The sequence below is a fragment of the Arthrobacter humicola genome (assembly GCF_039531445.1).
Classification (GTDB): domain Bacteria; phylum Actinomycetota; class Actinomycetes; order Actinomycetales; family Micrococcaceae; genus Arthrobacter; species Arthrobacter humicola.
Genome location: NZ_BAAAQB010000041.1, coordinates 541,260 through 567,859, shown reverse-complemented (window position 1 = coordinate 567,859; position 26,600 = coordinate 541,260). Strand labels below are relative to the sequence as shown.

26 protein-coding genes are annotated in these 26,600 nt (G+C 64.9%); 12 read left to right on the top strand and 14 right to left on the bottom strand.

Features of this window, described 5'->3' with window-relative positions; genetic code table 11:
• Positions 1-22: 22 nt before the first annotated feature.
• Complete coding sequence (locus ABD243_RS19180) at positions 23-1,570, bottom strand: PucR family transcriptional regulator (RefSeq protein ID WP_344367956.1); 1,548 nt, start codon at positions 1,568-1,570, stop codon at positions 23-25.
• 125 nt (positions 1,571-1,695) lie between these two features.
• On the opposite strand from ABD243_RS19180, the gene ABD243_RS19175 reads away from it, so the two are divergent.
• Positions 1,696-3,024: an aspartate aminotransferase family protein gene (locus ABD243_RS19175; protein WP_344367955.1), complete on the top strand. Its 1,329-nt coding sequence runs from the start codon at positions 1,696-1,698 to the stop codon at positions 3,022-3,024.
• A gap of 38 nt (positions 3,025-3,062) precedes the next feature.
• Here ABD243_RS19175 and ABD243_RS19170 read toward each other — a convergent pair whose 3' ends face one another.
• Positions 3,063-3,521, bottom strand: a complete 459-nt coding sequence (locus tag ABD243_RS19170; RefSeq protein WP_344367953.1) for a Rossmann-fold NAD(P)-binding domain-containing protein — start codon at positions 3,519-3,521, stop codon at positions 3,063-3,065.
• A gap of 5 nt (positions 3,522-3,526) precedes the next feature.
• Positions 3,527-3,946, bottom strand: coding sequence for an FCD domain-containing protein (locus ABD243_RS19165; protein ID WP_344367952.1), 420 nt, complete (start codon positions 3,944-3,946; stop codon positions 3,527-3,529).
• Positions 3,947-4,000: 54 nt separating this feature from the next.
• Here ABD243_RS19165 and ABD243_RS19160 point away from each other — a divergent pair, with 54 nt between their 5' ends.
• Positions 4,001-4,732, top strand: coding sequence for a lytic transglycosylase domain-containing protein (locus ABD243_RS19160; protein WP_344367951.1), 732 nt, complete (start codon positions 4,001-4,003; stop codon positions 4,730-4,732).
• 134 nt (positions 4,733-4,866) lie between these two features.
• On the opposite strand, the gene ABD243_RS19155 is transcribed toward ABD243_RS19160, so the two are convergent.
• The gene (locus ABD243_RS19155) at positions 4,867-5,322 is read right to left on the bottom strand and encodes a nucleoside deaminase (protein ID WP_344367950.1); all 456 of its coding nucleotides are present in this window, start codon (positions 5,320-5,322) and stop codon (positions 4,867-4,869) included.
• 452 nt (positions 5,323-5,774) lie between these two features.
• Between ABD243_RS19155 and ABD243_RS19150 the strand changes: the two genes are divergently transcribed.
• Both ABD243_RS19150 and ABD243_RS19145 read left to right on the top strand, forming a co-directional pair.
• Entirely contained in the window at positions 5,775-7,238 is a 1,464-nt protein-coding gene (locus ABD243_RS19150; RefSeq protein ID WP_344367949.1) for a protein adenylyltransferase SelO, read from the top strand.
• A gap of 93 nt (positions 7,239-7,331) precedes the next feature.
• Entirely contained in the window at positions 7,332-7,655 is a 324-nt protein-coding gene (locus ABD243_RS19145; protein WP_116767402.1) for a hypothetical protein, read from the top strand.
• 281 nt (positions 7,656-7,936) lie between these two features.
• On the opposite strand, the gene ABD243_RS19140 is transcribed toward ABD243_RS19145, so the two are convergent.
• The 3 genes from ABD243_RS19140 to ABD243_RS19130 form a co-directional block, all read right to left on the bottom strand.
• On the bottom strand, positions 7,937-9,628 hold the full coding sequence (locus tag ABD243_RS19140; protein ID WP_344367948.1) for a serine hydrolase: 1,692 nt from the start codon (positions 9,626-9,628) through the stop codon (positions 7,937-7,939).
• A 308-nt stretch (positions 9,629-9,936) separates the two neighbouring features.
• Positions 9,937-10,749 (bottom strand): hydrolase, encoded by an 813-nt coding sequence (locus ABD243_RS19135; protein WP_344367947.1) that lies wholly within the window; start codon positions 10,747-10,749, stop codon positions 9,937-9,939.
• Positions 10,750-11,236: 487 nt separating this feature from the next.
• Positions 11,237-11,920 (bottom strand): DedA family protein, encoded by a 684-nt coding sequence (locus tag ABD243_RS19130; protein WP_344367945.1) that lies wholly within the window; start codon positions 11,918-11,920, stop codon positions 11,237-11,239.
• Between the two features lie 708 nt (positions 11,921-12,628).
• On the opposite strand from ABD243_RS19130, the gene ABD243_RS19125 reads away from it, so the two are divergent.
• From ABD243_RS19125 to ABD243_RS19115, 3 genes are all read left to right on the top strand, one after another.
• On the top strand, positions 12,629-13,147 hold the full coding sequence (locus tag ABD243_RS19125) for a DUF1269 domain-containing protein (protein ID WP_344367943.1): 519 nt from the start codon (positions 12,629-12,631) through the stop codon (positions 13,145-13,147).
• Positions 13,148-13,456: 309 nt separating this feature from the next.
• On the top strand, positions 13,457-14,149 hold the full coding sequence (locus ABD243_RS19120) for a DUF998 domain-containing protein (protein ID WP_344367942.1): 693 nt from the start codon (positions 13,457-13,459) through the stop codon (positions 14,147-14,149).
• Positions 14,150-14,368: 219 nt separating this feature from the next.
• Entirely contained in the window at positions 14,369-14,674 is a 306-nt protein-coding gene (locus ABD243_RS19115) for a hypothetical protein (protein ID WP_344367941.1), read from the top strand.
• Between the two features lie 163 nt (positions 14,675-14,837).
• Here ABD243_RS19115 and ABD243_RS19110 read toward each other — a convergent pair whose 3' ends face one another.
• Positions 14,838-16,037 (bottom strand): MFS transporter, encoded by a 1,200-nt coding sequence (locus ABD243_RS19110; protein ID WP_344367940.1) that lies wholly within the window; start codon positions 16,035-16,037, stop codon positions 14,838-14,840.
• Between the two features lie 289 nt (positions 16,038-16,326).
• Here ABD243_RS19110 and ABD243_RS19105 point away from each other — a divergent pair, with 289 nt between their 5' ends.
• The 3 genes from ABD243_RS19105 to cls all read left to right on the top strand — a co-directional run bounded on the left by ABD243_RS19105 (position 16,327) and on the right by cls (position 19,109).
• Positions 16,327-17,214 carry a helix-turn-helix transcriptional regulator gene (locus ABD243_RS19105; RefSeq protein WP_344367939.1) on the top strand — a complete coding sequence of 296 codons (888 nt, stop codon included), beginning with the start codon at positions 16,327-16,329 and terminating at the stop codon, positions 17,212-17,214.
• Between the two features lie 252 nt (positions 17,215-17,466).
• Positions 17,467-17,613: a hypothetical protein gene (locus tag ABD243_RS19100; RefSeq protein WP_344367937.1), complete on the top strand. Its 147-nt coding sequence runs from the start codon at positions 17,467-17,469 to the stop codon at positions 17,611-17,613.
• Between the two features lie 29 nt (positions 17,614-17,642).
• The gene (gene cls / locus ABD243_RS19095; RefSeq protein WP_344367936.1) at positions 17,643-19,109 is read left to right on the top strand and encodes a cardiolipin synthase; all 1,467 of its coding nucleotides are present in this window, start codon (positions 17,643-17,645) and stop codon (positions 19,107-19,109) included.
• A 59-nt stretch (positions 19,110-19,168) separates the two neighbouring features.
• Here the strand turns inward: cls and ABD243_RS19090 are convergent, their stop codons facing one another.
• The 4 genes from ABD243_RS19090 to ABD243_RS19075 form a co-directional block, all read right to left on the bottom strand.
• Positions 19,169-19,570 (bottom strand): (R)-mandelonitrile lyase, encoded by a 402-nt coding sequence (locus ABD243_RS19090; protein WP_344367935.1) that lies wholly within the window; start codon positions 19,568-19,570, stop codon positions 19,169-19,171.
• A gap of 8 nt (positions 19,571-19,578) precedes the next feature.
• Positions 19,579-19,911, bottom strand: a complete 333-nt coding sequence (locus ABD243_RS19085) for a carboxymuconolactone decarboxylase family protein (RefSeq protein ID WP_344367934.1) — start codon at positions 19,909-19,911, stop codon at positions 19,579-19,581.
• Positions 19,912-20,178: 267 nt separating this feature from the next.
• Positions 20,179-21,060: an aldo/keto reductase gene (locus ABD243_RS19080; protein WP_344367933.1), complete on the bottom strand. Its 882-nt coding sequence runs from the start codon at positions 21,058-21,060 to the stop codon at positions 20,179-20,181.
• A 131-nt stretch (positions 21,061-21,191) separates the two neighbouring features.
• Positions 21,192-22,643, bottom strand: coding sequence for an MFS transporter (locus tag ABD243_RS19075; RefSeq protein WP_344367932.1), 1,452 nt, complete (start codon positions 22,641-22,643; stop codon positions 21,192-21,194).
• Positions 22,644-22,745: 102 nt separating this feature from the next.
• Between ABD243_RS19075 and ABD243_RS19070 the strand changes: the two genes are divergently transcribed.
• A complete protein-coding gene (locus ABD243_RS19070) occupies positions 22,746-23,627 on the top strand; it encodes a helix-turn-helix transcriptional regulator (protein WP_344367931.1) in 882 nt (293 codons plus the stop codon).
• A complete protein-coding gene (locus ABD243_RS19065; protein WP_344367930.1) occupies positions 23,624-24,412 on the top strand; it encodes an SDR family oxidoreductase in 789 nt (262 codons plus the stop codon). The genes ABD243_RS19070 and ABD243_RS19065 overlap by 4 nt, the downstream gene beginning before the upstream one ends.
• Here the strand turns inward: ABD243_RS19065 and ABD243_RS19060 are convergent.
• On the bottom strand, positions 24,409-25,473 hold the full coding sequence (locus ABD243_RS19060) for a carbohydrate kinase family protein (RefSeq protein WP_344367929.1): 1,065 nt from the start codon (positions 25,471-25,473) through the stop codon (positions 24,409-24,411). The two genes, ABD243_RS19065 and ABD243_RS19060, sit on opposite strands and share 4 nt — an antisense overlap.
• 59 nt (positions 25,474-25,532) lie before the next feature.
• Positions 25,533-26,594 (bottom strand): NAD(P)-dependent alcohol dehydrogenase, encoded by a 1,062-nt coding sequence (locus ABD243_RS19055; RefSeq protein WP_344367928.1) that lies wholly within the window; start codon positions 26,592-26,594, stop codon positions 25,533-25,535.
• Positions 26,595-26,600: the final 6 nt, after the last annotated feature.

Here is a 26,600-nt window from a genome sequence, read left to right as displayed (position 1 = left end):
GACTGAGGGGCACGCGGCGCGTTCAGCGCTCCGGGTGCCCCTCGTCTATCTCCAGGAACTGGAGCGCCGTGAACAGTTCCAGCCGGTCCCGCAGCCCGTCCAGGTTCAGACCCAGGATGCTGCCCGCAGCCGCAACCCTGTTCCGCAACGTGTGCCGGTGCACGCCCAACTGGCGCGCGGTACGGTCCCAGACACAGTTATTGGCCAGCCACGCAGCAACTGTCGGCAGCAGCTGTGACTGTTCCACGTCGTCGTGCTTCACCAGTGGATCCACGAGCCGGCGTGCCACCGATTCAGCTTCCTCCCGCGGGAGCAGCCCAAGCATGCCGCCACCGGCAATATCCGCGAAGGTGACCACCGCCCGTGACAACTCGGTCGCCCTGGCCAGGGCCTTCTCGCCTTCCTTCACGCCCCGCAGCAGGCCATCAAAGGCAGTCTCTGCCGACGTCCCGGCCCTGGCGCCATATCTTCCCAGGACCGCCTCCACCTTCTGTTGGTGCACCGGATTGGCAAGCACGACGACCTTTTCGCCCCGCTGTGCGTAGAAGACCGCGCCGCGGTGGTCATCGGAAAGCAGTTCGAGGGCCTCGAGCAGGTTTTGTCCCTGCCGCGGCGGCTGGGCCACCGTCACGATGACCGGTTCGCCGGGCAGCTTTCCCCACACCTGCCGTGCCGTCCGCGCGGCCACCTCGGTGTTTCCGGAGAGCATCTGCTCAAACACGCCCGAGCGCAGGTGCCTGCGCGCCGTGTCCAGTGTCCGCGCCTGCTCCAGCGCGAGGCTGGCCAAGGCGATCACACTGTTGATGATGTCTGTGCGGGCCGGATCCAGCGGCTCGATGGCGCCCAGGGCCAGGACCCCCCTGAGACTGTGCCGCCGGCCGAGGGTCTGCAGGGTGACCTGCTGGTCTTCCACCGTCAGCTGGGCCACGGACCTGTTGCCCTGCTCCAGTGCGCGCAGTACGGCTTCCCGGACCGCCGGCATCAGATCCGACGGCACCGGGCGGCTGTTGGGCATCAGGAGGTGGTTTCCCGCTGCATCAAACAGGGCAACCCAGCAATGAAGCTGCCGCTCCAGCTCGGCAAGTATCGACCGCAGCCCGTCCGGGCGCAGGGCCGCCCGGGCGATGGCCCGCTGCGCCTGGAGTGACCACTCGGACCTGGCGTTCTGCTCCTTGGCCAGCCAGTCCGCCACGGTGCGGATAACGGCAATGAACGGCGTGCGGTCCGGCACCTCCAGCAGAGGCAGGCCCTGCTCGCGGCAGGCCGCTACCAGTCCTTCCGGAAGCACTCCATGGATCACCTGGGTGGCAAAGCCCAGGCCACAGATTCCGTGGTCCACCAGGCGCCTGACGTAGCTGCCGTATGCGTCGGCGGCCGCTTCGCTGAACGGGAACTGCGTCCCGTCGGTCAGCAGCAACTGTCCCGGGTCTAGAAACGGCGTCGGGTCATCCAGATCCGAACTGTGCACCCAGGACACAGGCGCGTCCAATGCCGGACTGGCCGGGTCGGGGACCACGAGCCGCAGATTCAGGGCCCGGGTGTGCAGCAGGGCGGTAATGGTGGGCAGCACTTAGGCCACCCCTGCCGGATCGTCGAAACTCATAGCCACGAGTATAAAAATGTACAAGGACATGACTGGATGTTGCGGCGGACTATGAAGGGGAACGCACTACACCGTCCCCGAGAGGAACCATCATGGCCCACAGCCGGACCGCTCTAGCCGCACCTATCACCAACTCGGACGTGATCGCCCTGGACCGGGCGAATGTCTTCCACTCGTGGTCGGCACAAAAAGCCCTGAATCCGATGGTCATTGCCGGCGGTTCGGGGAGCACTGTCTGGGACCATGACGGCCGGACCTACCTGGATTTCTCCAGCCAGCTGGTCAACACGAACATCGGGCACCAGCACCCCCGCGTGATCGAGGCGATCAAGGAGCAGGCCGACGCCCTGGTCACCGTTGCCCCGGCCCACGCCAACCACACCCGCGGGCTGGCCGCTGAGCGGATCCTGGCCCACGCACCGGCAGGCATGAACAAGATCTTCTTCACCAACGGCGGCGCCGACGCCAACGAGAACGCCATCCGCATGGCACGCCTGCACACCGGACGGGACAAGGTGATCTCCCGGTACCGGTCCTACCACGGCAACACGGGAGCGGCCATCGTGGCCACCGGCGACTGGCGGAGGATCCCCAACGAATACTCCCGCGGCCACGTCCACGTCTTCGGACCCTACCTGTACCGCTCTGAGTTCTGGGCGGAGACGCCGCAACAGGAGTCCGAGCGCGCGCTGCAGCACCTGCGCCGGACGATTGAACTCGAGGGACCGCAGTCCGTGGCGGCAGTGCTCCTGGAAACCGTTCCCGGCACCGCCGGCATCCTGCTCCCGCCGCCCGGGTACCTGGAAGGCGTCCGCGCCCTCTGCGACCAGCACGGCATCATGCTGATCCTCGACGAAGTGATGGCAGGGTTCGGCCGCACCGGCGACTGGTTCGCCCTGGACGCCTACAACGTCAAGCCGGACCTGATCACCTTCGCCAAGGGCGTCAACTCAGGCTACGTCCCCGTCGGCGGTGTCATCATCTCCGAAGACATATCTGCCACGTTCGATGAGCGGGTGTTCCCCGGAGGACTGACCTACTCCGGCCACCCCCTCGCGGCCGCCTCCATCGTCGCCTCCATCGACGCCTTCGAAGAGGACAACATCGTGGAAAACGCCGCACACATCGGCCGCGACCACCTCACGCCAGGCCTGGCCGCCCTCGCCGCCCGCCATCCGGTCATCGGAGAAGTCCGCGGACGCGGCGTCTTCTGGGCCCTCGAGCTCGTCCAGGACCAGCAGACCCGCCAGCCCGTCACCCCCGCCTTCATGGGGCGCATCAAAGCTGAACTCCTGAACCGCGGGCTCTTGCCCTTCATCGCCGACAACCGCATCCACGTCGTCCCGCCGGCAGTCGTCACACCCGAGGAAGTCCGGAGGGCCCTGGACATCTACGACGAAGCACTCTCCGCAGTGAACTAGTCCCACAAACCGAGAAAGTGCAACGCCCGCCGGTCGCCTTAAGTGGCGACCGGCCGGCGTTGCGGTTGCTTCCGGGCCGGGACGGTCAGTTGCGAAGAGCCGCGGTGCGCTTGGCCGAGCGAAAATACGCGGCCCCTCTGGACTCCATCAACGGACTTGACGTAGGCCTGGCCTGCTTCGTCTGCCGGGAACCGTGCGAAACCGGGGGAGTAGCTGAGGTAGCCGGTTGCTTCTTCCAGGACCGACGGGCTGACGGCGTTGATGCGCAGGCCGCGGGGAAGCTCGGCAGCCGTGGCCATCACAAACGATTCGAGGATCCCCGTGCATGCTACGACGGCGTCCGCCTTGCCGACGCGGTCGAACATAACCGCGATGGACGCTGAACTTGCCAGATCCACCTCGACTTCTCCGGACCGGGAGGCCCGGAGAACCTCGTGGCGCCCTTCCAGCGCGCTGGCAGCGGCCGTTCCCGGAAGCCCGCTCGCTCCGATGACCAATATCCTCATACTGTTTTGCGGTCTCCGCTCAGCAGCGCAATCAGTTCCTCGGCGCTGTCCATGGTGTGCGTCGTGAAGGCCGCTTCCATGGCCGCCATATCGTCGGTCCGCAAGGTGGCGACGAGTTGTGCATGCACTTCATGTGTGCGGACCGGATCCGCGCGCGTGGCCTTGTCCTGGGCCAGGGCAATCGTCAAGTGCGCTTCAGTGACCGGCCACAGGCGAAGCAGCAAAGCATTCTCCGACGCTTCCCAGAAGCTGCGGTGGAAAGCAATGTGCGAATGCCGCCGGGGAATGGCCGACGTGGCGGAACGGTGGGACGCCGTGGTGCCTATGGAGCGTTCGGTGCCAGGTCCGCGTGGCCGGCCAAAGCACCCGCGACCGACCCGACGGCCTCCTTGCTCCGATGAGAACCGTTTCGTCAACCAGTCACGGAGCTTGGATGGTTTGATTAGTCCGTGCTCCGTCTAAAACGCCTTATGGTTTTCAGCCTGTTCGCGGTTTGCGTCATCACCGCGTTCTCGTTCTGGGCAACTCGGCAGCCCGGCGCAGACGTCCGCGGCGCCCTCTCTCCACCGCCGCGCGCGGGGGCGAAACTCGAAGTGTTCTCCACCGGCATCACCACCGCCGTGAACGTAACCCGGAGCCCGGATGCCCAGTGGCTCATCCGGGCTGCCGCGCAGACCGGGATCCCTGCCCGCGCGCTCCGGGCCTACGTTGCTGCGGCAGCCACGGCCAACGATTCCGCTCCGATGTGCGGGATCGGTTGGAACACCGTGGCAGCTGTCGGCTTCGTCGAATCCGCGCACGGAACCTACGGCGGCGGCAGCCTTAATACCGCAGGGCAGGCGAGCGGCCCAATTGTGGGCCCGAGCCTCAATGGCGCCGGATTCGCCGCCATCGCCGACACGGATGCGGGCGCCCTGGACGGCGACGCCCGCTGGGACCACGCCGTCGGACCCATGCAGTTCATTCCCTCCACCTGGCATCTTGTAGGGCGGGACGGGAACGGGGACGGAAAAGTCGACCCGTTCAATATTGACGACGCCGCCCTCAGCGCGGCGACCTATCTGTGCGCCCACGGACGTGACCTCACAACCGCGCAAGGGTGGACGGACGCCATCTACTCCTACAACCAGTCCGATTCCTACATTCGCCAGGTGCGGGCCCAAGCCACTGCATACGCCGCGAAGACGGGCAGCGCCGAATGAGTTCACGGGCTGAAGGCCCATGGCGGAGAATGCCAGGGGGCGGCGAATCCAGGTGACAGGCGCATGATGTCGCGGCACACGATGGCTTTGGCATGGTCGCGACCCCTTTCACCGTTCTTCCTTTCTGCTGCTGATTACTCGGCGATGTCCTCGGCCCATAGTTCAGGGTGTTCGTCTTGGAAGGTGCGCATCATCTCGACGCATCGGGCATCGTTCAACACCACTACTTCGACGCCGCGTGCGCGGAGAAGTTCGAATTCGCCGGGGAATGTCTCGGCTTCGCCCACCACCACGCGCGGAATCTTGAACTGGATGATGGTCCCGGTACACATCGCACACGGTGCCAGGGTGGTGTACAGGGTCGTGTCCCGGTAGCTCTTCTGGCGTCCGGCAGCCCGCAGCGCAGACATCTCGCCGTGGGCGATTGGATCACCATGCTGGACACGCTCGTTGTGGCCGCTGGCAATCACTTCCCCGCCGCGGGCCAGGGCAGCACCGATCGGGATGCCGCCCTCTCGGAGACTCTTTTGTGCGGCTTCGTAGGCAGCTTCGAAAGCCGGGTCTGTGTTGGTTCTGTGAGTTTCGTTCATGGGTGCAGTCTAAATTGGCGTGCGTTCTAATTGTCGGTGGGCGCTCGTAGCGTGGCATCGAGGTTCAACCACAGCAGCTAGTGGACCCTCCGCCTGCTGGGGGGAGCGGGCGGCGGACGTTTGTCCGGCCAAGAGGGGGTGTGCAGGGTCCGCACCGGTGTCCGTGTGATTCCGTGGCTCATCCGCGACCCTCGCGTTGCCTACTTCTGCTGACACGAGTTCATGCGCCTATGCAGTTTGTGTGACATGCCTTTCGAAGAATCTGGCGGGACGTCCGCATGTAGTGTGTCAGGACTGTTCGCGGCACTCATGAGAACCAGGGCAGCCGTGCTGTCTACACCGATTGGCAGTGTTGCGGCAGCTGACCTTGAGCGCTGCAGTGGATCGCCTTGCGGCGGCGAGCGGATACGGGCAGGCGACATTGCTGACAGTGTCGCCCGTATCCTTAATAGATGAGTGACATCGCGCATTCAACCGTCACATTTGATGGCCGCTTCGCCCGGGAGTTCAAGGAGATGGCCATGCCGTGGCGCGCGCAGGAGGCTCCCGACCCGCACCTTCTGGTACTCAACGAGCACCTTGCCACCGAGCTAGGTCTCGATCCGGCCTTTCTCAGGAGCCCTGAGGGTCTGCGCCTGCTGATCGGCAACGCCATCCCTGGGGAGTCCAGCCCGGTGGCACAGGCCTACGCCGGCCACCAGTTTGGCTGGTACGCACCCCGTCTCGGCGACGGGCGCGCATTGCTGCTCGGCGAGATCGGGCACGCGGACGGGCAGCTCCGCGACATCCATCTCAAGGGATCAGGACGCACGCCGTTTGCGCGAAACGGCGACGGCCAGGCAGCGGTCGGTCCTATGCTGCGCGAATACATCGTGAGCGAGTCAATGCACGCGCTGAACATCCCCACCACGCGATCCCTCGCCGTCGTCGCGACGGGGCGTTCGGTGCAGCGCGAGACGCTCCTGCCAGGCGCCGTTCTTACCCGGGTTGCCAGCAGCCACCTGCGTGTGGGGAGCTTCCAGTACGCCCGGGCCACGGGCGACGTAGGACTCCTTCGCCGCCTCGCCGAATACGCACTAACCCGTCATTACCGGGTCGCCGCGGACGCCGAGAACCGTTATCTCGCACTATTCCAGGCGGTCATATCAGCCCAGGCTTCACTGGTGGCCCGGTGGATGCTCGTAGGGTTCGTTCACGGGGTCATGAACACCGACAACATGACGATCTCGGGCGAAACCCTCGACTTCGGGCCGTGTGCCTTCATGGAAGGCTTCGACCCCGCCGCCGTCTACAGTTCGATCGACGAGACCGGACGGTATGCCTACCGCAATCAGCCGGTGGTGGCGGAGTGGAACCTTGCCCGGCTCGCAGAGTCTCTCCTGCCTCTGCTCCACGATGACCAGGAGCAGGCGGTGGAGCTCGCGATGGAAGCACTTAGGGGGTTCCGCCGGCAGTACAGTGAAGCCTGGTCGGCAGGAATGAAGGCCAAGCTGGGGTTCCGTGAAGGGCTCGACGATGAGGTGACCTCGCCTCTTGTGGACGAACTGGTGGCTCTGGTTCAGGAGTCAAGGGCGGACTACACTACGTTTTTCCGGCATCTCGGCCAAGCCGCCCGCGGCCAGGCCGAACCTGCACGCGGCCAGCTTCTGAACCCGGCAGGGTTCGACGCCTGGGCGAGGCGCTGGCGTGCCTTCGCGCCGGACGCAGACGCCATGGACCGGGTCAACCCCGTCTACATCCCGCGGAACCACCTGGTGGAGGAGGCCCTGGCTGCCGCTACCGGCGGGAATACGGGACCGTTGGAACGGTTGATGGACGCAGTAGCCTCACCCTTCGACGAGCGGCCCGGTCTCGAGCACTACGCCGACGCCGCCCCGGAAAGCTTCGGCCCCTACCGGACGTTCTGCGGAACCTGAACCGCTGAAGCAGGATGCGGCACGACCCCTGCAGCTGGGTCCGCAGGCACAATCTACGACAGAACGCTTTCTTCCAACACCGGGGAGCTCATCATGGACACCGAATTCGCTGAGGTCATCGATCATGACGTCACCACCATCACCTGCGTATGCGGCAATACCGTCAGCAACCAGGGATTGATTCAGGCCAACTCACAAGGCATTCCCGTTCACAACGACGCAAACACTCCCGTGCCCGCGGGGCTGGCTGCATGGCCTGAGGACGAGGATATCTACACCCTGTGTCCCTCATGCGGCCGCGTTTACCACGACGCGGTTATCGAAGAGACAGGGACCGCGCCCGTTGCTCTGCGAGTCGAAGTCACGGCCGGACCGATTGCAGAGGCAATCCGTGTCCACTGGGACCTCAACACGTAGCACTGTGACCGTATCCAGGATCAGTAACGGTGTGCCGGGGACCGCCGGGTGAACCTAGACACCACGCCCTCCTGGGATCTGTCCGCGTTCACGATTCCGGCTGGCGGGCACTGCAAAGATCCCGGTCCGCTGCGGGATCCGGTTGATCGCCACGTCTGCGAGAGTCCTGAACCCGGCAGACTCGTCCTCCTTGGGCGAGCGTTTGTTGATCGGCATGGGTACCTTGGCTCCGGGCAATGTGTGCCTTGGAAGCCTACGGAAGACGTTCCCGGAGGCCGGAATCAGCCACGGGTGAAGGTGCCCAGTCCGGTCGGATCGTAGAAGTCGAGCCTCACGCTCGACGCCGTGCCGCCGGCACCGGGCGCCGCACCTGCGGCAGAGGCGAAGATTGCCCCTGCGAGGCCGTTGGCGTTCTCCCCGATGGATTCAAAGCTGAAGGTATCGCCGTCGAAGTGGTTGAGGGGGAACCTGGTGGTGCTGCCAGCGGGGCCGAGCTCCATGAACAACCCGCCGTTCTCCACCGCGACGGTGAGCGGGCCGTAGTAGGGGTTCGCATAGCTGCCTATGTAGAAGTCGCTGCCCCGCGCCGGTTTGGCCTGTGCGGGCGCCTGGGAGTAGTCGACTTTTGGCTTGTCCGCCTCGTCGATCTTCTGGAAGACGCCCGCGGTGAATCCGAACCAGTCAACTGTCGCGGCGCCGTTCTGGGCGGTGTCCAGGAATGCGGCGCAGATGGCTTCCGGAATGCCCTGCGGACGGCCGTTCGTCAGGGCCACGATGCCCAGCTGCTCGCCCGGCAGCATGGAGACGGCGGTCGCGGCACCGAGGTTGAAGGCTCCTGAGTGCCCGAGTTGGAGCCGGGCGTAATCGTCGTAGGAGACGTTCCAGCCGAGGCCGTAGAAGCGGGTGCGGGCGGCCGGTGTCGCGGGAAGGCCCGACACTGCGTGCGGGACATGCGTGACGCCAAGCTCGTCAGGGTCTACAACGTCCTTGCCTCCAAATCTGCCGTTGGCGAGCTGCAGGCGGATCCAGCGGGCCAGGTCATTCACGGAGGAGCTGGCGCCGCCGGCGGGTGCTTCGGCGTCGGCGTCCCGGCTGTATTTGGCGACCCAGGTCTCGTTGCCGGCGGGCACATGGATGAGAGCCCTGTTAGACGCTTTTTGGTAGTCCGCATGGCGGTAGCTGGTGGAGGTCATGCCAAGGGGCTTGAACAACACGTCTTCGGCGAGGTCTGCCCATGGCATATTCATGGCATCGGCAGCGGCCTTGGCGCCGGAGGTGTAGCCGAAGTTGCTGTAGTTGTAGCTTGACCTGAATGTGTCGAGCGGTTGCTGGTTGAGGTGGCTGAGAATGTAGGACTGGTCGAACGCGAGGTCTTCCAGCAGATCACCCGCTCCCGTCCGCAAGCCGCTTTGATGGGACAAGAGGTCCGCCATCGTGGCGTTTGCCGTAACGAAAGGGTCTTTGAGGGCGAACCCCGGACTGTGCATGATCACCGGGTCCGTCCAGGAGATGGCCTTGCGGCCCACGGCTACGGCCGCCACCGTGGAAGCCAGTGGTTTGGACACCGAGGCCAGTTGAAAGACCGTGTCCGCGTCGACTGTCTCGGGCTTGCCCGACTCCCGCACGCCGAAGCCCTTGGCGTACAGCACCTGGTCCCGGTAGACCACTGCCACCGCGATTCCGGGGACTCCGGTGTTCCCCATGGCCCCCTGGACTATCCCGTCAAGCTTGGCAACGGCGTCATTGACCTTCTGTTGGTCCAGGAGCGGTTTGACCTGTGGTTCCGGTGCCGGCAGGAGCGAGGCCGACGGCGTGCCGGAGGCGCCAGATTGACTGGCTCTTTGGTCGGTGCAGGCGGCCAGCAGCGGCATCCCTGCCATGCCCGCAGCTCCGACGCCGACTGCCTTCAACAGCGAGCGGCGGTCAGCTGGCACCGAGCTGATCGGCAGCACGAATGAATTCCTGTGGTTCATGGACATACCCCCAACACGTCTGGAACGCCGAGCTGACGCCTTCTCCCCATGATGGACCCAAGCCGCCGTTCGAGACGAGTATTTCGGCTCATGGATCCGCGGGGCGGCCGGGCCGCCAAGTCCGAGAAGATCGCCACCACCACACTGTTTCCTGGCCAGCGACGACTCCTCCTAGATCACCGGGACAGACATCGTCGGCGGCTTCCTTAAGCACTTCCAATAAAGGATCCGAGGCAGCACATCTCAGCCGTCCGCAACCGCCACGACGGCCAGGGGCAGGCGCTCCAAGCCCTCGTGCAGACGGCGGTTCAGGTCATATGGTCGAAGTCTCCTCGCGCCCAAGCAGCGTGCCGTTGGGCTGAATCGTGCAGAATGGCCTTTGCCCCGGAGGCGATTACATTGTTGAAGTTGCCGTAGATCCGGTCGAACTTGAGCTCTCCCAACTGCGCGGCGAGCCGCAACGCCACCGCGCCGGATAGCGGCAAATGATTCGGGTAGCTGCGCATGAAGGCGATGGAGCGACGGTCCGGATTCGGATACACGCTGTCACCGGTCATCAGAACTCCTCTGCCGCCAGCCCCTGCGGCCCAGTTCACCACCGCGCTGCCCGGGAAGTGTCCGCCGGTCTGGTGCAGTGTCAACCCTTCCGCGATAGCTTGACTGCCGGACCAGCATTCGATGACCGGATCATCGCGTCCCAGCCATCCCCGGTCTGCGTCGGCCACAAGTACAGGGACGCCACCGAGCCGATGCGACCATTCGACCTGCACACCAAACATGTGTGGATGGCTAGCGGCGATCGCCAGGACCGGGCCCCGCTCGAGGACTGCCTGCACAGCGCTGTCATCGACATATCCGACCGGATCCCACAGCAGCGAACCCTCGTGTGTCACCACAAGCTGGGCGGTCTGGCCGATCCCGACTTTGGGCTCCGTCGTGATCCCGGTCAGTCCCGGCTCGTTCTCCTTCAACACTGTCTGCTGGCCCTCCTGCGCCAGGCCGTCCAGCGTGAGCCATTTTTGGCCGTCCTCGGGCACGTACTGCCGCTCATCGGCGCAAATCGGGCAGACCCCCGGGGTAGGTTCGTCGCGTTCGACGGCGCAGGTTGCACAGAGCAGCATGGTTGGTCCCTTCTACGCGTCTTCTGTCCTGCTTTCCGCCTTTTTCACCTTCGGCCGCAGGCTGGCGTGCCCAGACTATGGCACGCCAAAGTCTCCTAGGAAGAGAGATCAGGACCTTATTCCATCTCATCCAGGTTGTGGGCGGGGAAGTGTGTACAACGTACACACTTTGAGCTCCGGACGTGGTCGCACTGGAGTTGGATCGGACCGGATTCCGCGTGTTTCCGGGGGAGTCCAGTGTTTGCAGGGGAGGAAATGCAGTCCGAGTCCCACCTCGGGCACAGCACACCTCGTCAGAGGGGTTTTTGCTTTAGAGTGTGGGCATTGCCCCTTCCACCCTGCGCGGAGGAACCCGAGTGCCTACTTGGATCCTCGTACCGCACGGCGAATGCGGCGACAGGAACAGCCGCCTAACCGGGAATACCTGGGCGGACGTTCAAGCGTAGGGGCCGAGGTTGATCCCGCGCGGGGCAGCTAGGCCCCGGCTTCATTCGGCGTCGGGCACGTCGTCCCCTGACGCTTGCGCTGACTTGAGCTTCCGGCGTCTGCGCCGGCGCCAGACGATCACCAGGCCAAGCACGACGATGGGGACCAGCACCCAGCCGCCGATGTCGAGAGCGTCACCGATGGCATGGGCCAGCGCCCCGGCCAGATAGGCGAGAACGCTGAGGCTCGCGACCCACGCAATGGACCCCGTGATGTTCCACAGCAGGAACTTGGGCCACGGCATCTTGGCAGCCCCTGCGGCAATGGCACCCCAGAGCCGGACGACAATGACCCAGCGGCCGAAGAACAAGGCTGTTCCGCCGTGCCGATCGAAGAACGACTCCAGCTGGACGATGCGATTCTCGTCGGCGTGGAAGCGCCGTGCGAGTCGCAGCATCAACGGACGGCCTCCCACCCGCCCAAGTACGTAGCCAATAGTGCTGCCGAGCATGGCGCCCAGGCTGCCGACCGCGATAACGGCAGCAAGGTTCAGATCTCCGTGGCGCGCCGAGGCGTAGGCCCCAAGCAGTACGGCCACGGCGGGAAGCGGTACACCGGCGCACTGGGCCAGCACAATCACGAAGACGCCGAAGTAGTACGCCCATTCGTCCGCAATCCCTGCTTCCGCGGCGACGAAGCCTGCCGAGCCGAGCGCCACGAAGCGGAGGGCGGCTAATCCGGTCATCGCTCACACCTCACTTCGCTGCTCCGCCACGGTTCATAATGACGGTCCCCGCGCCGCCCGAGTTTGTTCCACGGTCATAACCCCCGCGACGACACCGGGATGGCCCTTGTATACGCTTGTGGCCGCGCCGCGTCAAGACAACGCTGCGGTCACGGCACGGCCCGCGGCGGCACAGCGCCCCCTGACCTCACCGTGGAACAGATTTAGAAGGATCAACGCGTCAATGAGGCATTTCGGGAGCCAGTGAGCTCGGCGAGTAGGCCGTCCGCGCCGCCGCAGCGCTCAGCTGTGTGAGTGAGACATCCGATGATCCCCGCACATGCTGTTCGGCGCTTTGCGGGACACCGCTTCCATTGAAAAGCGCGCCACGGCCAGGTCAGGTGCCCACCTGGCAGGCAGCCCGGTTCGCCGGATAAAACCGGGCCGGGTATTCCTGCGCCGGCCTCAAGTCCGACCATGAGCCAAGGCATTGGGGCCCGGCTGCCTGCCAGAGGGTTCTTCGCTGAACCAGTGACTTAGGGCCCTGCCGGTGCGAGCCTGCCGGGGCAAGAGTTGGACCTACCCGACGCCCGATGTGCGTACGGCGCCGGTCCGGGCGCGACAGGCCTCTTGCAGCTGGGGCGGTTCTGTCTAAGACCGTCCGGAGACAGCATCCAGTAGGAAGCGGGGTGGCCGCTACGCCGGCCAGAACCAAGTGGAGGGCACACCATGGCAGAGCACAACTACATCTTGTTCGTTTCGTCGTACGCCGACACGGGCTCGGCGGCGGACGATTTCAAGGCGATCAAGAGCATGGACGACGCGGCTGTGGCGGCTGCGGTCGTTCTGTCGCGTGACGCCTCGGGCAAGACCGAGGTCAAGGAGCATGGGGGCGGACTGGTCGCCGGCAGCACCAAGGCCGGCGCCATCGGCGGGCTGGTGGTCGGACTGTTCGCTCCGCCGCTTCTGCTGTCCGGCGTGATCGGTGCTGGGATCGGCGCAGGTGTGGGGGCCATCGCGAAGCGTCACGAGGAGAAGTCCATCGGCGTCGACGCGGAGGAGTGGCTGCCGCCGGGCTCCTCGGCGATCGTTGCCGTCGTCGACGACCTCTACCTCGACCGCGTCGACGAGGCGGTCGACAAGGCCACCAAGAAGGTCAGCAAAGCCATCGACAGTGGTGACTACGACGCCGTGGTCAAGGCCGTGAACGAGGGCGATGAGAAGATCATCGAAGCCGCTTCGTCCTGATCGGCCGACGCAACCACCCGTGAGCGGGCCGCTCAATATCGACGATCATCTACCGCGTGGGCAGGGTGCGTGCGGGCTTACGGAACGGGCCGAACTATGTTCTGACGTCCGCGAAGGCCTAGAGATTCTCCAGTTCGGAAGTTGGTGTGGCCTGGTCCGCGGTGGCTGCGGCCGTATTGGACGATCTTCGCGGCCAAGAGTTATGCGCGAACCCGAAGCCGTGAACGCTCATGTCACCATCAGCGTACGCACCAAATTGCTTCCCGGTGCCGTGTCGTATGACCCTCGGATCGTACTAGGCTCCACCTTGTGATCCCGAGCCCTGTCCCCGGCTTGTCGGCGGCCGCCCGACGGCGCGTCCGGGTGGGGGCCGTGGCGGGCATGGCGGGCGCCGTTCTGTTTGTATCCGTCTTCACCGTCTACGGGTGGCTGTACCCCGGCTACTCCTGGACGGGTATGTTCGTCAGCGAGCTGTCTCTTGGCTCCTATGGGTGGGTCCAGGTCCTCAACTTCGTGCTGACGGGCGCCTTGGTGTTGATGTTCGGCCGCGGTCTGGCCGCTTGTTTCAGCGCCGGCGCGGCTTCCCGGGCCGGGCCGTTTCTTGTGCAGGGGATCGGCGTCAGCCTGATTGCCTCGGGGCCGTTCGTCACCGACCCGTCGGCGATGTTCGGCCAAACCAGTCCGCATGGCATGGTGCACGGTATCTTCGGCGCCATCGTCTTCACGTTCGCGCCGTTCAGTTGCTTCGTTTTCTACCGGCGCTTCCGCAGGGACCCGGCCTGGCGCCCCCTGGCGGGGTGGACACTTCTCAGCGGCGTGGTCCTTACTCTCGGGATCGTTCTGCTCAAGATCAGCCAGCAGCCCGGGAACGGACTCTTCGACTGGAAAGGTCTCGTGCAACGGGCCATTCTGGTCACGTTTATGGCCTGGATCTTCGCGGTCGCATTCCGGCTGCGCCACCTCTGCCGCCTCCCGCAACACAGCCCATCAACGAGGGCGTAGGTCTGGGCTCGAGGACGCGGCGGAGCACGCTGTGGCCCCGCGGCCCCGTTTACACCGGGCTGGTCGGACCTGCCACGGCCGGCCCGAAGGGTTTGGTCTAGCGAGGGCCGAAGGTTTCGAGGCCGCGCCGCAGGGGAGCAGGGCCGCCCTCCGGCCCTACCGGGATGACGCTGGACGACCTATCGTGGTCCTGACACAGCCCGAGGGAAAGGAACGACGATGTTCACCCTGCATATTAGCTATCCGGTCCGGGACTACGAGGCATGGAAGAAAGTCTTCGACACCGATCCCGCAGGCCGCGCCGCCTCGGGCGCCCGGTCTATCCGGGTGTTCCGGGACACGGAGGACCAGAACAGCGTGGCCGTGCTCCTCGACTTCGACACCAAGGACGCCGCGACCGTCTTTCTGGAAACGTTGCGCAGCCAGGTGTGGGACAAACCCGAGGTGATAGGGCAGCTGATGACGGCAGCGCCGACGGCCAGGATTCTGGAAGAGGTGGCCCGCGAGGGCCAGGGCGCGGGCTGACCGCTGAGGGGCTGAGTCGGTCGTCTTGAGCCGCGTATCGCTGCGTACTGTGGTGGCTCAGCTGGGAAGCAGGTTGCGTGCGTCGTGGCCTGTGGTGCCCGCTTGAGCGCTATTTGCAGAGTCCCCCATCCGTGCCTGCCCTCATTGCAGGAACTGGATCTGCTCAGAGGCGGCGGAGGAATGCCGACCGGCGGCCATACAGGGTGAGCAGGAGGGCTGCGATCCCGAGGGCGATCATGACTACCGGTAGCGCCAGCCCGTCGAATGGCGTCAGGAGGAGTGCGCCGAGGATGCCGGCGCCGAAGATTGCTATGTTGAAGGCGACCGGGAGGAACGCGTTGGCGACGTCGGCGTTTTCGCCTCCTGCGGTGGTCAGCGGGCCCTGCAGCTGGGCTGACGCGCCGCCGAACGCGACGCCCCAGAGGGCGCTGGCGATCACGATGGCCAGGGCCGATCTGTGTCCGATGAGCAGGATGACTCCGGATGCGACGAACGCGGTGACGCTCAGGTGCAGGAGGGGCCGGGGGCAGCGGTCCAGCAGCGCTCCGGTGATGGCCACGCCGATGACCGATGCGATGCCGTAGATCAGTAGGACGAGGTCGGCGGAGAGGCCGGTTTCTGTGGCGCGGAGGTAGGGGGCAATGTAGGTGTAGATGGTGCTGTGGGCGAGCATCCAGACGACGATGACGGTGAGGATGAGGGCTACTCCGGGGATCCGGAACACGCGCCCCAGGGGAAGCCGCAACGTGGCCGGTTGCCCGGGGGCATCAGGGACGAATGCGATGATCAGTGCGCCGACGACGAGTGCGAGGACGGAGAGCGCGCCGAAGGACCATCGCCAGTCGAAGGTCCTTCCGATCCAGGCGCCGAGGGGGGTGCCGAAAGCGAACCCGAGGGGAGCGCCCATGGAAACGATGGCCAGGGACAGCCCGGCGTTTTGGGGCGGGCTGATGCGGCGGCCGTAGGCAGCGAGCATTCCCCAAATGGTTCCCGAGAACGCGCCGGCGAGGAATCGTGAGACGAGAGACAGTGTCGCCTCAGGAGAGAACGTGGTGAGCGTGTTGGCCATCACGAGTCCGGCGATACTCGCGAGCAGCAGAGGCTTTCGTCGCATGCCGCGGGTGAGGGTGATCGCGGGAATGGTGGCGAGGACCGTCCCGAGAGCGTAGGCGCTGACGAGCAGACCGACAGTTCCTTCGCTTGTGTGGAGGCCTGCTGCGATGACGGGGAGCAGGCCGGCTGGCATGGTTTCGGTAGCGACGAGGATGAATCCCATTGCGGCCAGGACGACGAGGGCGAGCAAAGGCAGCTTTTGCTGTGCCCTGACTTCTGGTGCAGGTGTTCGTGTGGGGACGGTTGTCATGTGGCTCCTTTCGTGCGGGGCGGTGATGCCGGGGATCGGGCTTGGAGATCGGACGCGGCGGGAGGTCTATCCCACGGGCCGTGGGATAGAACCCTTGGCGCCGAGCTGCTTGGCGGCGAGGATCGCCGAGAGTCCGACGGCGCCGTACATGACAACACCACGCATAATTTGCTCTCCTGTTCATCGGGTCCAACCAGTCCAACCTTCTTTCCGTGCGCGGGGGAGTCTCTGTTGAGGGGTGTACCGAGAGGGAACCCCTCGTTCCTCCCTGCCGATTTACCCTTGAACCATGGATAACCGGGCTGAAGTGCGAGAGTTCCTGATGTCGCGGCGCGCACGACTCACACCGGAAGACGCCGGCATTGCCGCGGGGTCGAATCGTCGGGTGGCCGGGCTGAGGCGCAGCGAAGTCGCGTTACTCGCCGACGTCAGCGTGGAGTACTACGCGAAGCTCGAGCGCGGTTCCATCGCGGGCGCGTCCGCGTCCGTGCTCGAATCCGTCGCCCGCGCCCTTCGTCTCGATGACACCGAGCGGGCGCACTTGTTCGACCTGGCCCGGGCGGCAGATGGCATCCCGACCTCCGGGAGGCTCCGCAAACGCGCCACCGCCCAAGCCGGGGCCCGCTTGAGCCTGCAGTGGGCGCTGGAAGCGATCACCGAGGGTGTCGCATTCGTCCGCGACCCGTACCAGAACCTGCTCGCGACAAACGCCTTGGGGCGCGCCTTCTACTCGCGGGTGATCGGAGACAGTGGCCGCACCCCGAACCTCGCGAGGTTTCAGTTCCTGGACCCGGCTTCGCGCGACTTCTACCCCGACTGGGAGCAGTTTGGCGAGATGTGCGTGGGCATCATGCGTGCCGAAGCGGGCCGGGACCCTCACGACCGCACAATGCAGGACCTTGTCGGAGAGCTGTCGACACGAAGCGAGACCTTCCGTGCACTATGGGGCGCGCACAACGTACGCACCCATGGCTCCGGAACAAAACGCTTCCATCACCCCGTGGCCGGGGAACTTACCCTCGCGTACGAGGAACTCGCGATCACCGCCGAGCCAGGCCTCGTGCTTATGGTTTACACCGCAGAGCCAGGCTCCCCTTCAGCGGAACGTCTCCGCCTCCTCGCAAGCTGGGGAGCGAGCGAGCACACACCCACTGAAAGGCACCGAACCACGAGCTGACAAAAGTTTCACCGGCTCTGGCTCCTGAAAGCGTACGGATTTTCCCTTCTCGAGCTATTTGTGAGCAGCCCTTCGGCCAGACGCTCATGAACTCGTTTCCGGAATTCGCTCCAAACATTTCCGGGATTTCACCCGCAGCGGGTGAGGTCCATGCCGGGCTTAGCGCCAACAATAGTCATACCCTCCACGGGTAGGGCTGAGGGACAGGCCGTCCCGGAAACGAGACCGCGTCTTTGAGAGCAGGTAACACAAATGAGTTTCTGGGAAAACTCGTGGGATATTTTCTGGCGGTTCTTCGCTGCGTCCGTTTTCTTTGCCTACCTGTTTGGTGTTTTTGCGATCATCGGTGACCTTTTTCGCGATCAGTTTGAAAGAATCAAAAGCCGGGTGCTGGTTTGACGGCCTTCGCGGCATCGAAGTAGGCAGCCGTGCGCGGATTCTTCCAGGACGCTGAAACATTTGCGTTGCTCCTGCTTGCGGCCCACATATTGCTCGTGACCGTCGCAGCTGTCCTCGTGTCGATGAATCGCCGTCCGTCCTCGGCTATTGCCTGGGTGCTCGCCATAATTTTCATACCGATCCTGGGTGCAGTCGCGTATTTCTTTGTCGGTTACTCGAAACTGCCCAAGGCGCGCCGGGACAAACAGCGCGAAGTCAACGCTCTGGTCCTGGCGCGGACTGAAGGCAGCCCACTGATCAGCCGCGGCCTTGACTGGCCGGAGTGGCTACATTCGGCGGTAGTGTTGAACAGCAACCTTGGGGCGCTCCCTATGGTCGCGGGCAACAGTGCGACCCTGTTGGGCGACTACAACGGCACTTTCGATGCCATGATCGCTGAGATCGATTCGGCCACCAGTTATGTGCACGTGGAGTTTTACATCCTGGTGTTGGACGCAACGACGGCGCCGTATTTTCAAGCGTTGGCCCGAGCAAGATCACGCGGCGTTGACGTCCGGGTTCTGTCCGATCATCTGGCTGGCCTCAAGTTCCCCGGCCGGAAAGAAACCTTGGACTTCCTCCAGAAGATAGGGGCGGAATATCGCCCCATGCTGCCGGTGCGGCCGTGGCGCGGCGAATGGCAGAGGCCGGACCTGCGCAATCACCGGAAGATCTTCGTCGTCGATGGCCGCGTGGGATTCACTGGGTCCCAGAACGTCATCGACGCGAGCTACGACACGAAGGGCAACCTGAAGCGCGGGCTCCAGTGGCACGAGCTGATGATGCGCGTCGAGGGACCTGTGGTCCGGGAGCTGGATGCGGTCTTCGCGACGGACTGGTACAGCGAAACGGGTGTGATACTGCCACTGGATTCAAGCCCCCTAGGAGTCAGCCAACGTTCCGCGCTCGTTGACGCACAGGTCCTGCCCAGTGGTCCCAGCTTCGACAACGACAACAATTTGAAGCTCTACGCGACGCTAATCCACAAAGCTGAGCGTCGCGTCAGCATCACCAGTCCATACTTTGTCCCGGACGAATCCATCCTGATGGCTATTGTCACGGCAGCCGCGCGGGGGCTAAGTGTCGAGCTCTTTGTTTCCGAGGTCGGAGACCAGAGCATGGTCTATCACGCGCAGCGTTCCTACTACGAGGCACTGCTCCGCGCCGGCGTCAGGATTTACCTTTACCGGGCGCCAAAGGTACTGCACTCTAAGCACTTCACCATCGATGAGGAGGTTGCGGTGATTGGGTCCAGCAACATGGATGTCCGTTCTTTCAGCCTCAACATGGAAGTTTCCGTCCTTGTGCACGGCCGCGGTTTTGTGGACGCAATTCGCCGGATCGAAGACGGGTACCGCGTGGAAAGCCGTGAGCTGCAGCTCGAGGACTGGATCCGGCGGCCCATAGCCCAAAAAGTATTCGACAACCTGGCGCGCCTGACGGCGTCCCTCCAATAGGGAAATTGGTCCAGACCCGACGGCGCTGAAACACCGAAGCCCTTGGGGGAAAGCCGCGGTTAGCGGCCGTTGTACTCGTCGTCTGTTATGTGCTCGCGCCAAGTGGTGGTCTTGGACGGGTCTTCGCCGTTTTGGATCATGGCAATGTGTTCCATGAAGCAGCCCGGGGCGGCGGCGTGCCAATGCTCCTCGCCGGGCGGGGTGTAGAGCGTCTGGCCGGGATGGACTTCGATGATCTTTCCGTCTCGGGTACCGAAACGGCCTACACCTTGGGTGACGCGCAGATATTGACCGTGCTGGTGGGAGTGCCAGGCTGTGCGTGCTCCGGGCGCGAAGCGGACGGGCGCGACGACCATCGTCTGGTCAGACTCGTGGGGGAGCGCGATTGGGTCGAGCCAGACGTCGCCAGCGAACTGGGCCGCCGGGTTTTTCGTGGTGGGCACAGAGGGTTCGATGTTCATGATGTTCCTTACTTGTTGTCTGTGAAGAGCTGTTTGGCGACGCCCATGGCAGACATGCCCTGGGGCCAGCCCGCGTAGAGCGTGACGTGGGTGATGGCTTCGATGAGCTCCTCTTGGGTCACGCCGTTCTCGATGGCGCGGCCGAGGTGGAAGCCCAGCTGGGCGGTGTTTCCGCCAGCGGTGAGCACGGCCACGGTGATGAGGCTGCGGTCCCGTGCGGAGAGTTCAGGCCGGTTCCAGACGTCTTCGAAGAGGACGTCGTCGGTGAGCTCGGCAAGCTTCGGCGCGAAGTCGCCGAACATCTTTCGGCCGCCACCGAGCTGCTTGGGTTGGTCAGTCATGATGATCCTTCTTTCGGTTTGGAATCTTTCGTGCGTCAAATGGACGGGCTGCGTGGGAATTACCAGGTGGATGCGACGGTGCGTGCTATGACCCAGTCGTCTCCGTGGGGTTCGAACCAGGAACTCAGCGTCAGGTGCCAGGTGGACCTGGATCCCCAGATCGTGGCGTCGGTGAGTGTGCGGGCGGCAAAACCGGGCATAAGGGACTGACCTGCACGCCGGTGCGGCCAAGTGGGCGATATTCCATGGTGGTGTCTACTCTCTGTCTCAGGCTTCGGGGATGACCATGGCGAAGCGCTCTTCGCGGGCCTCGTCGGGGTCCGGTCCGTTGCGCACGCCCGTATCGAGCGCGTCGACGGCGGCGAGTTCGTCGGCACTGAGTTCAAAGTCGAAGACGTCGAAGTTCTCGGCGATGCGTGCGGGGTTGGTCGACTTCGGGATGGCTGAACGGCCCTGCTGCAAGTGCCAGCGGAGCATGACCTGGGCTGGGCTCTTGCCGTGCGTTTGTCCGATGCTGGTGATCGTCGGGTCTTCCATCACGTTCCTGCGGTCCTCGCCCCATCCCGGGTAGAAGGTGATGCCGCCGATCGGTGACCATGCCTGGGTGAGGATCCCGTGTTCGGTGTCGGCTGCCTGGACGTCCGGCTGGGTGAAGTACGGGTGCAGTTCGATCTGGTTCACGGCCGGGACGATCTCGGTGGTGGCCAGCAGCTGCTCGAGGTGGTGCGGCATGAAGTTGCTGACGCCGATGGCCCGCACGCGCCCGTCAGCGAGCAGGCGCTCAAGTGCTTTGTACGCGGCAATGGTTTTCTCGAACCGGTCCGGGGCGGGCTGGTGCAGGATGAGCAGGTCCAAGTAGTCAACGCCGAGCTTGCCCGTCGCTTTGTCCCAAGCATGCAGCGTCTCGGCGTGGCCGTAGTCGCTGACCCAGACTTTGGTCTCGATGAACACCTCTGGACGGTCCAGGCCCGAGTTGCGGATGCCCTCACCGACCTCCCGCTCGTTGCCGTACGCGGCGGCGGTATCGATATGCCGGTAGCCGGCAGCAAGCGCGGCCTCGACGGCGGCCGTGGTCTTCTCGGGGGCGCTTTGGAAGACGCCCAGACCGAGGGCGGGCATCGTGATGCCGTTGTTGAGAGTAAGTTTCATGTCCATGCCTTTCACGGTATTCAGAGGTGGGGAGTTGCGGGAGGGCACATCATTACCTCCATCGAGCGGGAGGCGGCACCGCGAGGGGTGCCGCTCGTTGGTGTTGCCCTGGGCTTGCCGGGCCGGCCAGCTCAGCGGACGCGCTCGGCCTCCGGTACGGGCACGGCTATCCGGGGTGCCCTGGTGCGGCGGGCAGCCAAGTCTGCTGGCAGGATGAGGGTGGCGGTGACGGCCAGGGCAAGGAACAGTAGGACGCTGCCCGTGGTCAGCGCAACGCTGACCTGCGCGGCCAGGTGGGCTACGGCAGAACCCGTGGTCGGGACGGTCGCTGCGGCAGCGACCGCGATACCAAGCCCGAGGCAGGTGCCGACCTGGTGAAAGGTGTTCACCAGGCCGGATGCGGCGCCGGCGTCGGACGCGGGGGCGCCGGTGATGCCGAACGAGGTCAGTGGCGCAAAAGCGAGGCCCTGACCGGCCCCGATGAGGATCATCGGCAGAGCCACCCCAGTCAGGTATGCGGAGTCGACTCCGGTTCGGCTGAGCCAGAACATCCCGGTCAACGTGAGCAGGATCCCGGTCAGGAGCGGGACCGAGCCCGGCATCCGGCCCACGAGCCTGGGGATGCTCATCGCGACGGCGAAGTTGACCGCCGTCATGGGTAGAAACCCGATGCCCGCCTGCAGCGGGTCGAAGCCGAGCACTTCCTGCAGGAACTGGGTGGTGAAGAAGAAGAACCCGATCATTGCGCCCAGATACAGGAAACGTGCCAGGTAGGCGCCGGTGCGGCGGCGGCTCGCGAACAGCCGCAAGGGCATGATCGGCTGGGCCGCCCTGCGCTCGATTAGCACGAACACGACCAGGAGCACGACGCCGGCATTGACGGCCGTGATTGCGACCGGTGAGGTCCAGCCGGCGTCGGTGGTGTTGATGATGCCGAACACGAGAGCGCCGACACCCAGTGTGGCGCTGAGCGCCCCGAGCACGTCGAAGCGGCCGCGGGTCCGGCCTGTTTCCGGGATGAACCGCGGCGCGAGCGCGATCATCGCGGCGCCAATGGGTACGTTGACGAAGAACCCGGCGCGCCAGGAGATCCAGTGGGCCAGCGCGCCGCCGATGACCAGCCCCAGGCTTGCGCCGATCCCCGCGGTAGCACCGTACAAAGCGACGGCACGGGTGCGTTCACGGCCCTCCGGGAAGCTCGCGGTGAGTAGGGACAGTGATGCGGGCGCGACGATCGCGGCTCCGATACCCTGGACGGCGCGGCCGGCGATCGCCCACCACCCCGCCGGGGCGACGCCGATCAGCAGGGACGCGATCGAGAACACCACCAGCCCGAAGACGAAGACACGCCGCCGTCCGAGCAGATCGCCTGCACGGGCGCCAAGGAGAAGCAGGCCGCCGAAGACCAGCGTGTACGCATCCTGAACCCAGGAAAGCTCGCTGGTCGTCAGCCGCAGATCGGCCTGCAGGCTCGGCAGCGCGGTGAAGATGACCGAGTTGTCCAGCAGGATCATAAAGTAGCTGACGAGGATGATCGCTAGGATCGCCGCCGAGTGGGGAGCGGTTGCGGGTGCAGGTTTCATGCTTTCAATGCAACCTTGATTCCTTACGGGCCGGGAGTCACTGTCGTTCCGGGTATTGCCAGTCCCTCCCTCGTCCCATCGACCGCGCGTAGCGTGGATGCCATGACACACAGCGACGACGTGCGGAAATTCCTGACCTCCCGCCGTGCAAGGATCACGCCCGAGGAGGCCGGCCTGCCGGCCTATGGCGGCAACCGGCGCGTTGCCGGCCTGCGCCGTGAGGAAGTCGCCATGCTCGCCGGAATGAGCATCGATTACTACATACGCCTTGAGCGGGGAAACCTCTCCGGCGCCTCGGACAGTGTCCTTGAAGCCCTCGGGCGTGCCCTGAAGCTCGACGACGCCGAAACGGCCCACCTTTTTGACCTTGCCCGCGCCGCGACCGCCTCCCCCCGGGTGCGGCGCAAGCGCAGCCCCCAGACGGTGCGGCCGAGCGTGCAGCGCGTCATCGATGCGATCACGACGGCGCCGGCCTGGGTCCGCAACGACCGAGGGGATGTCCTCGCCTCCAACGAACTGGGGCGTGCCCTTTATCTGGACATGATGGCAGAGGGGCCCACTCCGCCGAACAGCGCACGCTTCACCTTCCTGAATCCGAAAGCGCGGGAGTTCTTCGCTGATTGGGAACGAGCAGCGGACGACGTCGTCGCAGTCCTGCGCTCCACGGCCGGGAAGAACCCCTACGACAAGGACCTCACGGATCTGATCGGTGAACTCTCAACCCGCAGCGAGGAGTTCCGCACCCGGTGGGCCCGTCACGATGTGAAGTACCACCGCGCCGGCCGGAAGCGGCTCCACCACCCGATCGTTGGTGACTTGGACTTGAGCTTTGAAGCACTTGAGCTGCCCGCAGACCCGGGACTGCGCATCAACGTGTACACAGCAGATCCCGGGACACCCTCCGAAGACGCTCTGAAAGTCCTCGCCAGTTGGGCCGCGACCCAGCAGCCCACCCCGCAGATCCCCGTCAAGGAGAAGAAGTGATCGACCGTCCCTCCACCGTGCTCATCGTTGGCGCCACCGGCAGCATCGGCCGCCACGCAGTGGCCGAGGCGCTGCGACAGGGTTACGCGGTCCGGGCGCTCGTGCGCGACCAGACCCGCGCCGCCCGCCTACTCCCCGAAAGGGTGGACCTGGTGATCGGGGATCTGACTCGTCCCGAAACCCTCGGGCCGGCCGTCGACGGAGTCGACTCAATCGTGTTCACCCACGGATCCACGACCAGCGAACGCGACGTGCGGGATAACGACTACGCCGGCGTCGCCAACGTCCTGAAGGCCTTGGGCGGCCGCCGGCCACGCATCGCGCTCATGACCGCCATCGGGATAACACGACCAGGCGTCGCCTACGCCCAGTGGAAGCTGCGCAGTGAGCGCCTCATCCGCGCCAGCGGTCATCCGTACACGATCGTGCGCCCCGGCTGGTTTGACTACAATCAACCCGACCAGCGGAAGGTCGTCATGATCCAGGGCGACAGGCGACAGTCCGGCTCACCCTCCGACGGCGTTATCGCCAGGGACCAGATCGCCCGCGTCCTGATCGACAGTCTTGATATTGATGCCGCTGACCACAAGACTCTCGAACTCGTCGCCGACCGCGGACCCGAACAAGACGACCTCACCGCCGTCTTCACCTCCCTGACACCAGACTCAGTCGAATCTCTCGATGCAGCCGAAGACATTGTGGACCTCCCTGTCGCCAACGAGCCCGAAATGTTCCGTGACGACCTCGCCACCGTCACAGCAGGAAGCCTCAAAGCCGGGGACTAAATCGGGGCTTCGACTCCGCATGACGGCCAAAGTTTGCCCCGCTCCGCCGTCGGCGGGCTATCCCCCGATGCAGCAAAGAATCCGGTCATCGATCCCAATTCTCCGGAGGTGGGTGGATTTGCCCCCTGCCGGGAGCAAGTGATCGCAGCGGCTCTGTTCGCGTATGCGGCCAAGGCGAGCAGTTCGTCCGGGCCAAGGTCTTGCAGGCGTGATCTGGATGCGGCCCCGAGTAAGTCCATTTGGGCGAGTCCGGAGATCAGTGCGGCCATGAAGGAGTCCCCTGCCCCGACGGTGTCGGTCACGGTGACGGATTCTCCGGGCATCTCCACACGGCAGCGCCGGGTGAGGATCACCGGGCCCTGGGCGCCACGGGTCAGTGCCACTAACGATGGTCCGAGCTCCAGCCACGCTGCCATCGATTCGTCCTGGGTCCTGCCGGGGTAGAGCCAGCGGAGGTCTTCGTCGCTGGCTTTGACGATGTCGGCGACGGCAACGAAGTCTTCTGCCCGTTGGCGGGCGGCAGCCGTTTCGGGGCTGATGGCGGGCCGGCAGTTGGGGTCGAAGCTGATGGTGGCGTGGGGCCGGGCCGCCTCGATCAGTCCCCGTACCGACGTGCCGCCCGGGGGGAGCGCCGTCGCGATGGAGCCGGTGTGGACATGGAGTGAGCTCTCCACTGCAGCCAGGGCCGGGATGGAGGCCGCGTTTATATCCCAAGTGACGGAGAACGAATATTGCGCGGCTCCGGTGGCGTCCAGGGATGCCAGCGCGGTTGATGTCGGCAGGGAACCGCCCACGATGGCCCGGACGCGGTTGCCGTCCAGATGCTCGGCGATCATCCGCCCATGGCGGTCTTCGGCGAAGTGCGTGATGAGGCTGGTTCGGAGGTCCAGGCGGGCGCAGCCGACTGCAACGTTCAGGGGGCTGCCTCCGGGGTGGGTTTCGGGCGCGGTGGTTCCTCGGCGCGGGTCATCGATGATGTCGACGAGTGATTCGCCGATGACGGTGAACAGGGGGACGTTGTCAGAGAGGTCTGGCTGGGGACCGTTCTCGGGTGGTGGCATGTCTGCTTCCTTGCAGGTTGGTGCTGAGAGTGGTTGCTGATGTCCCGGAGCCGCGGAGCCTAGCGGCCCGGGTAGACGACGGCTTTGAGCTGGCCGGTCTGCTTTCCCGCCTTCAGGGCTTCTTCGGATTCGGCGAGGGTGAACTTGCCGGTGACCAGGATGTCCAGGTCCACCTTGCCGTCGGCGATGAGCTGGATGGCAAGGGGCCAGGTGTTGGTGTAGCGGAAGACGCCGGAGAGCCAGATTTCGTGGTTCTGGATGTAGGAGACGGGGAGTTCGACGTCGTCGGCTCCGAGCCCGACCAGGATGACCCTGCCGGCGGGGCCTACGGCTTTGATGCCCGAGCGGACGGCTTGCGGGGCGCCGGAGGCGTCGATGAAGGAATCGACGTCGAGCCCTTCGACGCTGTCGGTCCCGGCGTTGAGGGCGTGCGTGGCGCCGTGTTTCAGGGCGAAGGCCAAGCGGTCTTCGGCGATGTCGCTGATGTAGATTTCGGCGGCGCCGTAGGCGCGGGCGGCCTGGGCGGCGATGATGCCGATGGGCCCGGCGCCGGCGATCAGGACGCGGCTGCCGGGCTTGATACCGGCGCGTTCGCAGGCCCAGAGGCCGACGGAGAGCGGTTCAATGAGGGCGGCTGCCTCGTCGCTGACGCTGTCCGGGATCTCGTAGGCGAAGTCGCCCTGGATGGTCACGTATTCGGTGAAGGCCCCGTCGACCGGCGGGGTGGCATAGAACTCGATGTCGGGGCACAGGTTGTACCGTCCTGCTTTGCACTGCCTGCATTTCCGGCAGGGCCGCTGCGGTTCGACGGCGACCCTCTGGCCGATGCGGCCCGGGTCAACATCGCTTCCGACGGCGGCGATCCGGCCGGAGAGCTCGTGGCCGAGGATCAGCGGGTGGTCCACGACGTAGTCCCCGATCCGGCCGTGCTCGTAGTAGTGGACGTCGCTGCCGCAGACGCCGACGGCGGCGACCTTCACCAGGACCTGGTCCGCTTCCAGCTTCGGGACGGGCAGGGTTTCCATGGCCATGTCGCCCTGGCGTTTGAGGACGGCGGCGCGCATGGTGGCCGGTACTTCAGAATGCCCGGAGGCGCGGGACTGTGCGGTTGACGTTGTCATCGAAGT

Excerpts from the sequence above, each read along its gene's own strand:
- ABD243_RS19175 (WP_344367955.1), top strand. The coding sequence starts at position 1,696 with ATGGCCCACAGCCGGACCGCTCTAGCCGCACCTATCACCAACTCGGAC.
- ABD243_RS19160 (WP_344367951.1), top strand. The coding sequence starts at position 4,001 with ATGGTTTTCAGCCTGTTCGCGGTTTGCGTCATCACCGCGTTCTCGTTC.
- ABD243_RS19155 (WP_344367950.1), bottom strand. The coding sequence starts at position 5,322 with ATGAACGAAACTCACAGAACCAACACAGACCCGGCTTTCGAAGCTGCC.
- ABD243_RS19150 (WP_344367949.1), top strand. The coding sequence starts at position 5,775 with ATGAGTGACATCGCGCATTCAACCGTCACATTTGATGGCCGCTTCGCC.
- ABD243_RS19145 (WP_116767402.1), top strand. The coding sequence starts at position 7,332 with ATGGACACCGAATTCGCTGAGGTCATCGATCATGACGTCACCACCATC.
- ABD243_RS19140 (WP_344367948.1), bottom strand. The coding sequence starts at position 9,628 with ATGAACCACAGGAATTCATTCGTGCTGCCGATCAGCTCGGTGCCAGCT.
- ABD243_RS19135 (WP_344367947.1), bottom strand. The coding sequence starts at position 10,749 with ATGCTGCTCTGTGCAACCTGCGCCGTCGAACGCGACGAACCTACCCCG.
- ABD243_RS19130 (WP_344367945.1), bottom strand. The coding sequence starts at position 11,920 with ATGACCGGATTAGCCGCCCTCCGCTTCGTGGCGCTCGGCTCGGCAGGC.
- ABD243_RS19125 (WP_344367943.1), top strand. The coding sequence starts at position 12,629 with ATGGCAGAGCACAACTACATCTTGTTCGTTTCGTCGTACGCCGACACG.
- ABD243_RS19115 (WP_344367941.1), top strand. The coding sequence starts at position 14,369 with ATGTTCACCCTGCATATTAGCTATCCGGTCCGGGACTACGAGGCATGG.
- ABD243_RS19110 (WP_344367940.1), bottom strand. The coding sequence starts at position 16,037 with ATGACAACCGTCCCCACACGAACACCTGCACCAGAAGTCAGGGCACAG.
- ABD243_RS19105 (WP_344367939.1), top strand. The coding sequence starts at position 16,327 with ATGGATAACCGGGCTGAAGTGCGAGAGTTCCTGATGTCGCGGCGCGCA.
- ABD243_RS19100 (WP_344367937.1), top strand. The coding sequence starts at position 17,467 with ATGAGTTTCTGGGAAAACTCGTGGGATATTTTCTGGCGGTTCTTCGCT.
- ABD243_RS19090 (WP_344367935.1), bottom strand. The coding sequence starts at position 19,570 with ATGAACATCGAACCCTCTGTGCCCACCACGAAAAACCCGGCGGCCCAG.
- ABD243_RS19085 (WP_344367934.1), bottom strand. The coding sequence starts at position 19,911 with ATGACTGACCAACCCAAGCAGCTCGGTGGCGGCCGAAAGATGTTCGGC.
- ABD243_RS19080 (WP_344367933.1), bottom strand. The coding sequence starts at position 21,060 with ATGAAACTTACTCTCAACAACGGCATCACGATGCCCGCCCTCGGTCTG.
- ABD243_RS19075 (WP_344367932.1), bottom strand. The coding sequence starts at position 22,643 with ATGAAACCTGCACCCGCAACCGCTCCCCACTCGGCGGCGATCCTAGCG.
- ABD243_RS19070 (WP_344367931.1), top strand. The coding sequence starts at position 22,746 with ATGACACACAGCGACGACGTGCGGAAATTCCTGACCTCCCGCCGTGCA.
- ABD243_RS19060 (WP_344367929.1), bottom strand. The coding sequence starts at position 25,473 with ATGCCACCACCCGAGAACGGTCCCCAGCCAGACCTCTCTGACAACGTC.
- ABD243_RS19055 (WP_344367928.1), bottom strand. The coding sequence starts at position 26,594 with ATGACAACGTCAACCGCACAGTCCCGCGCCTCCGGGCATTCTGAAGTA.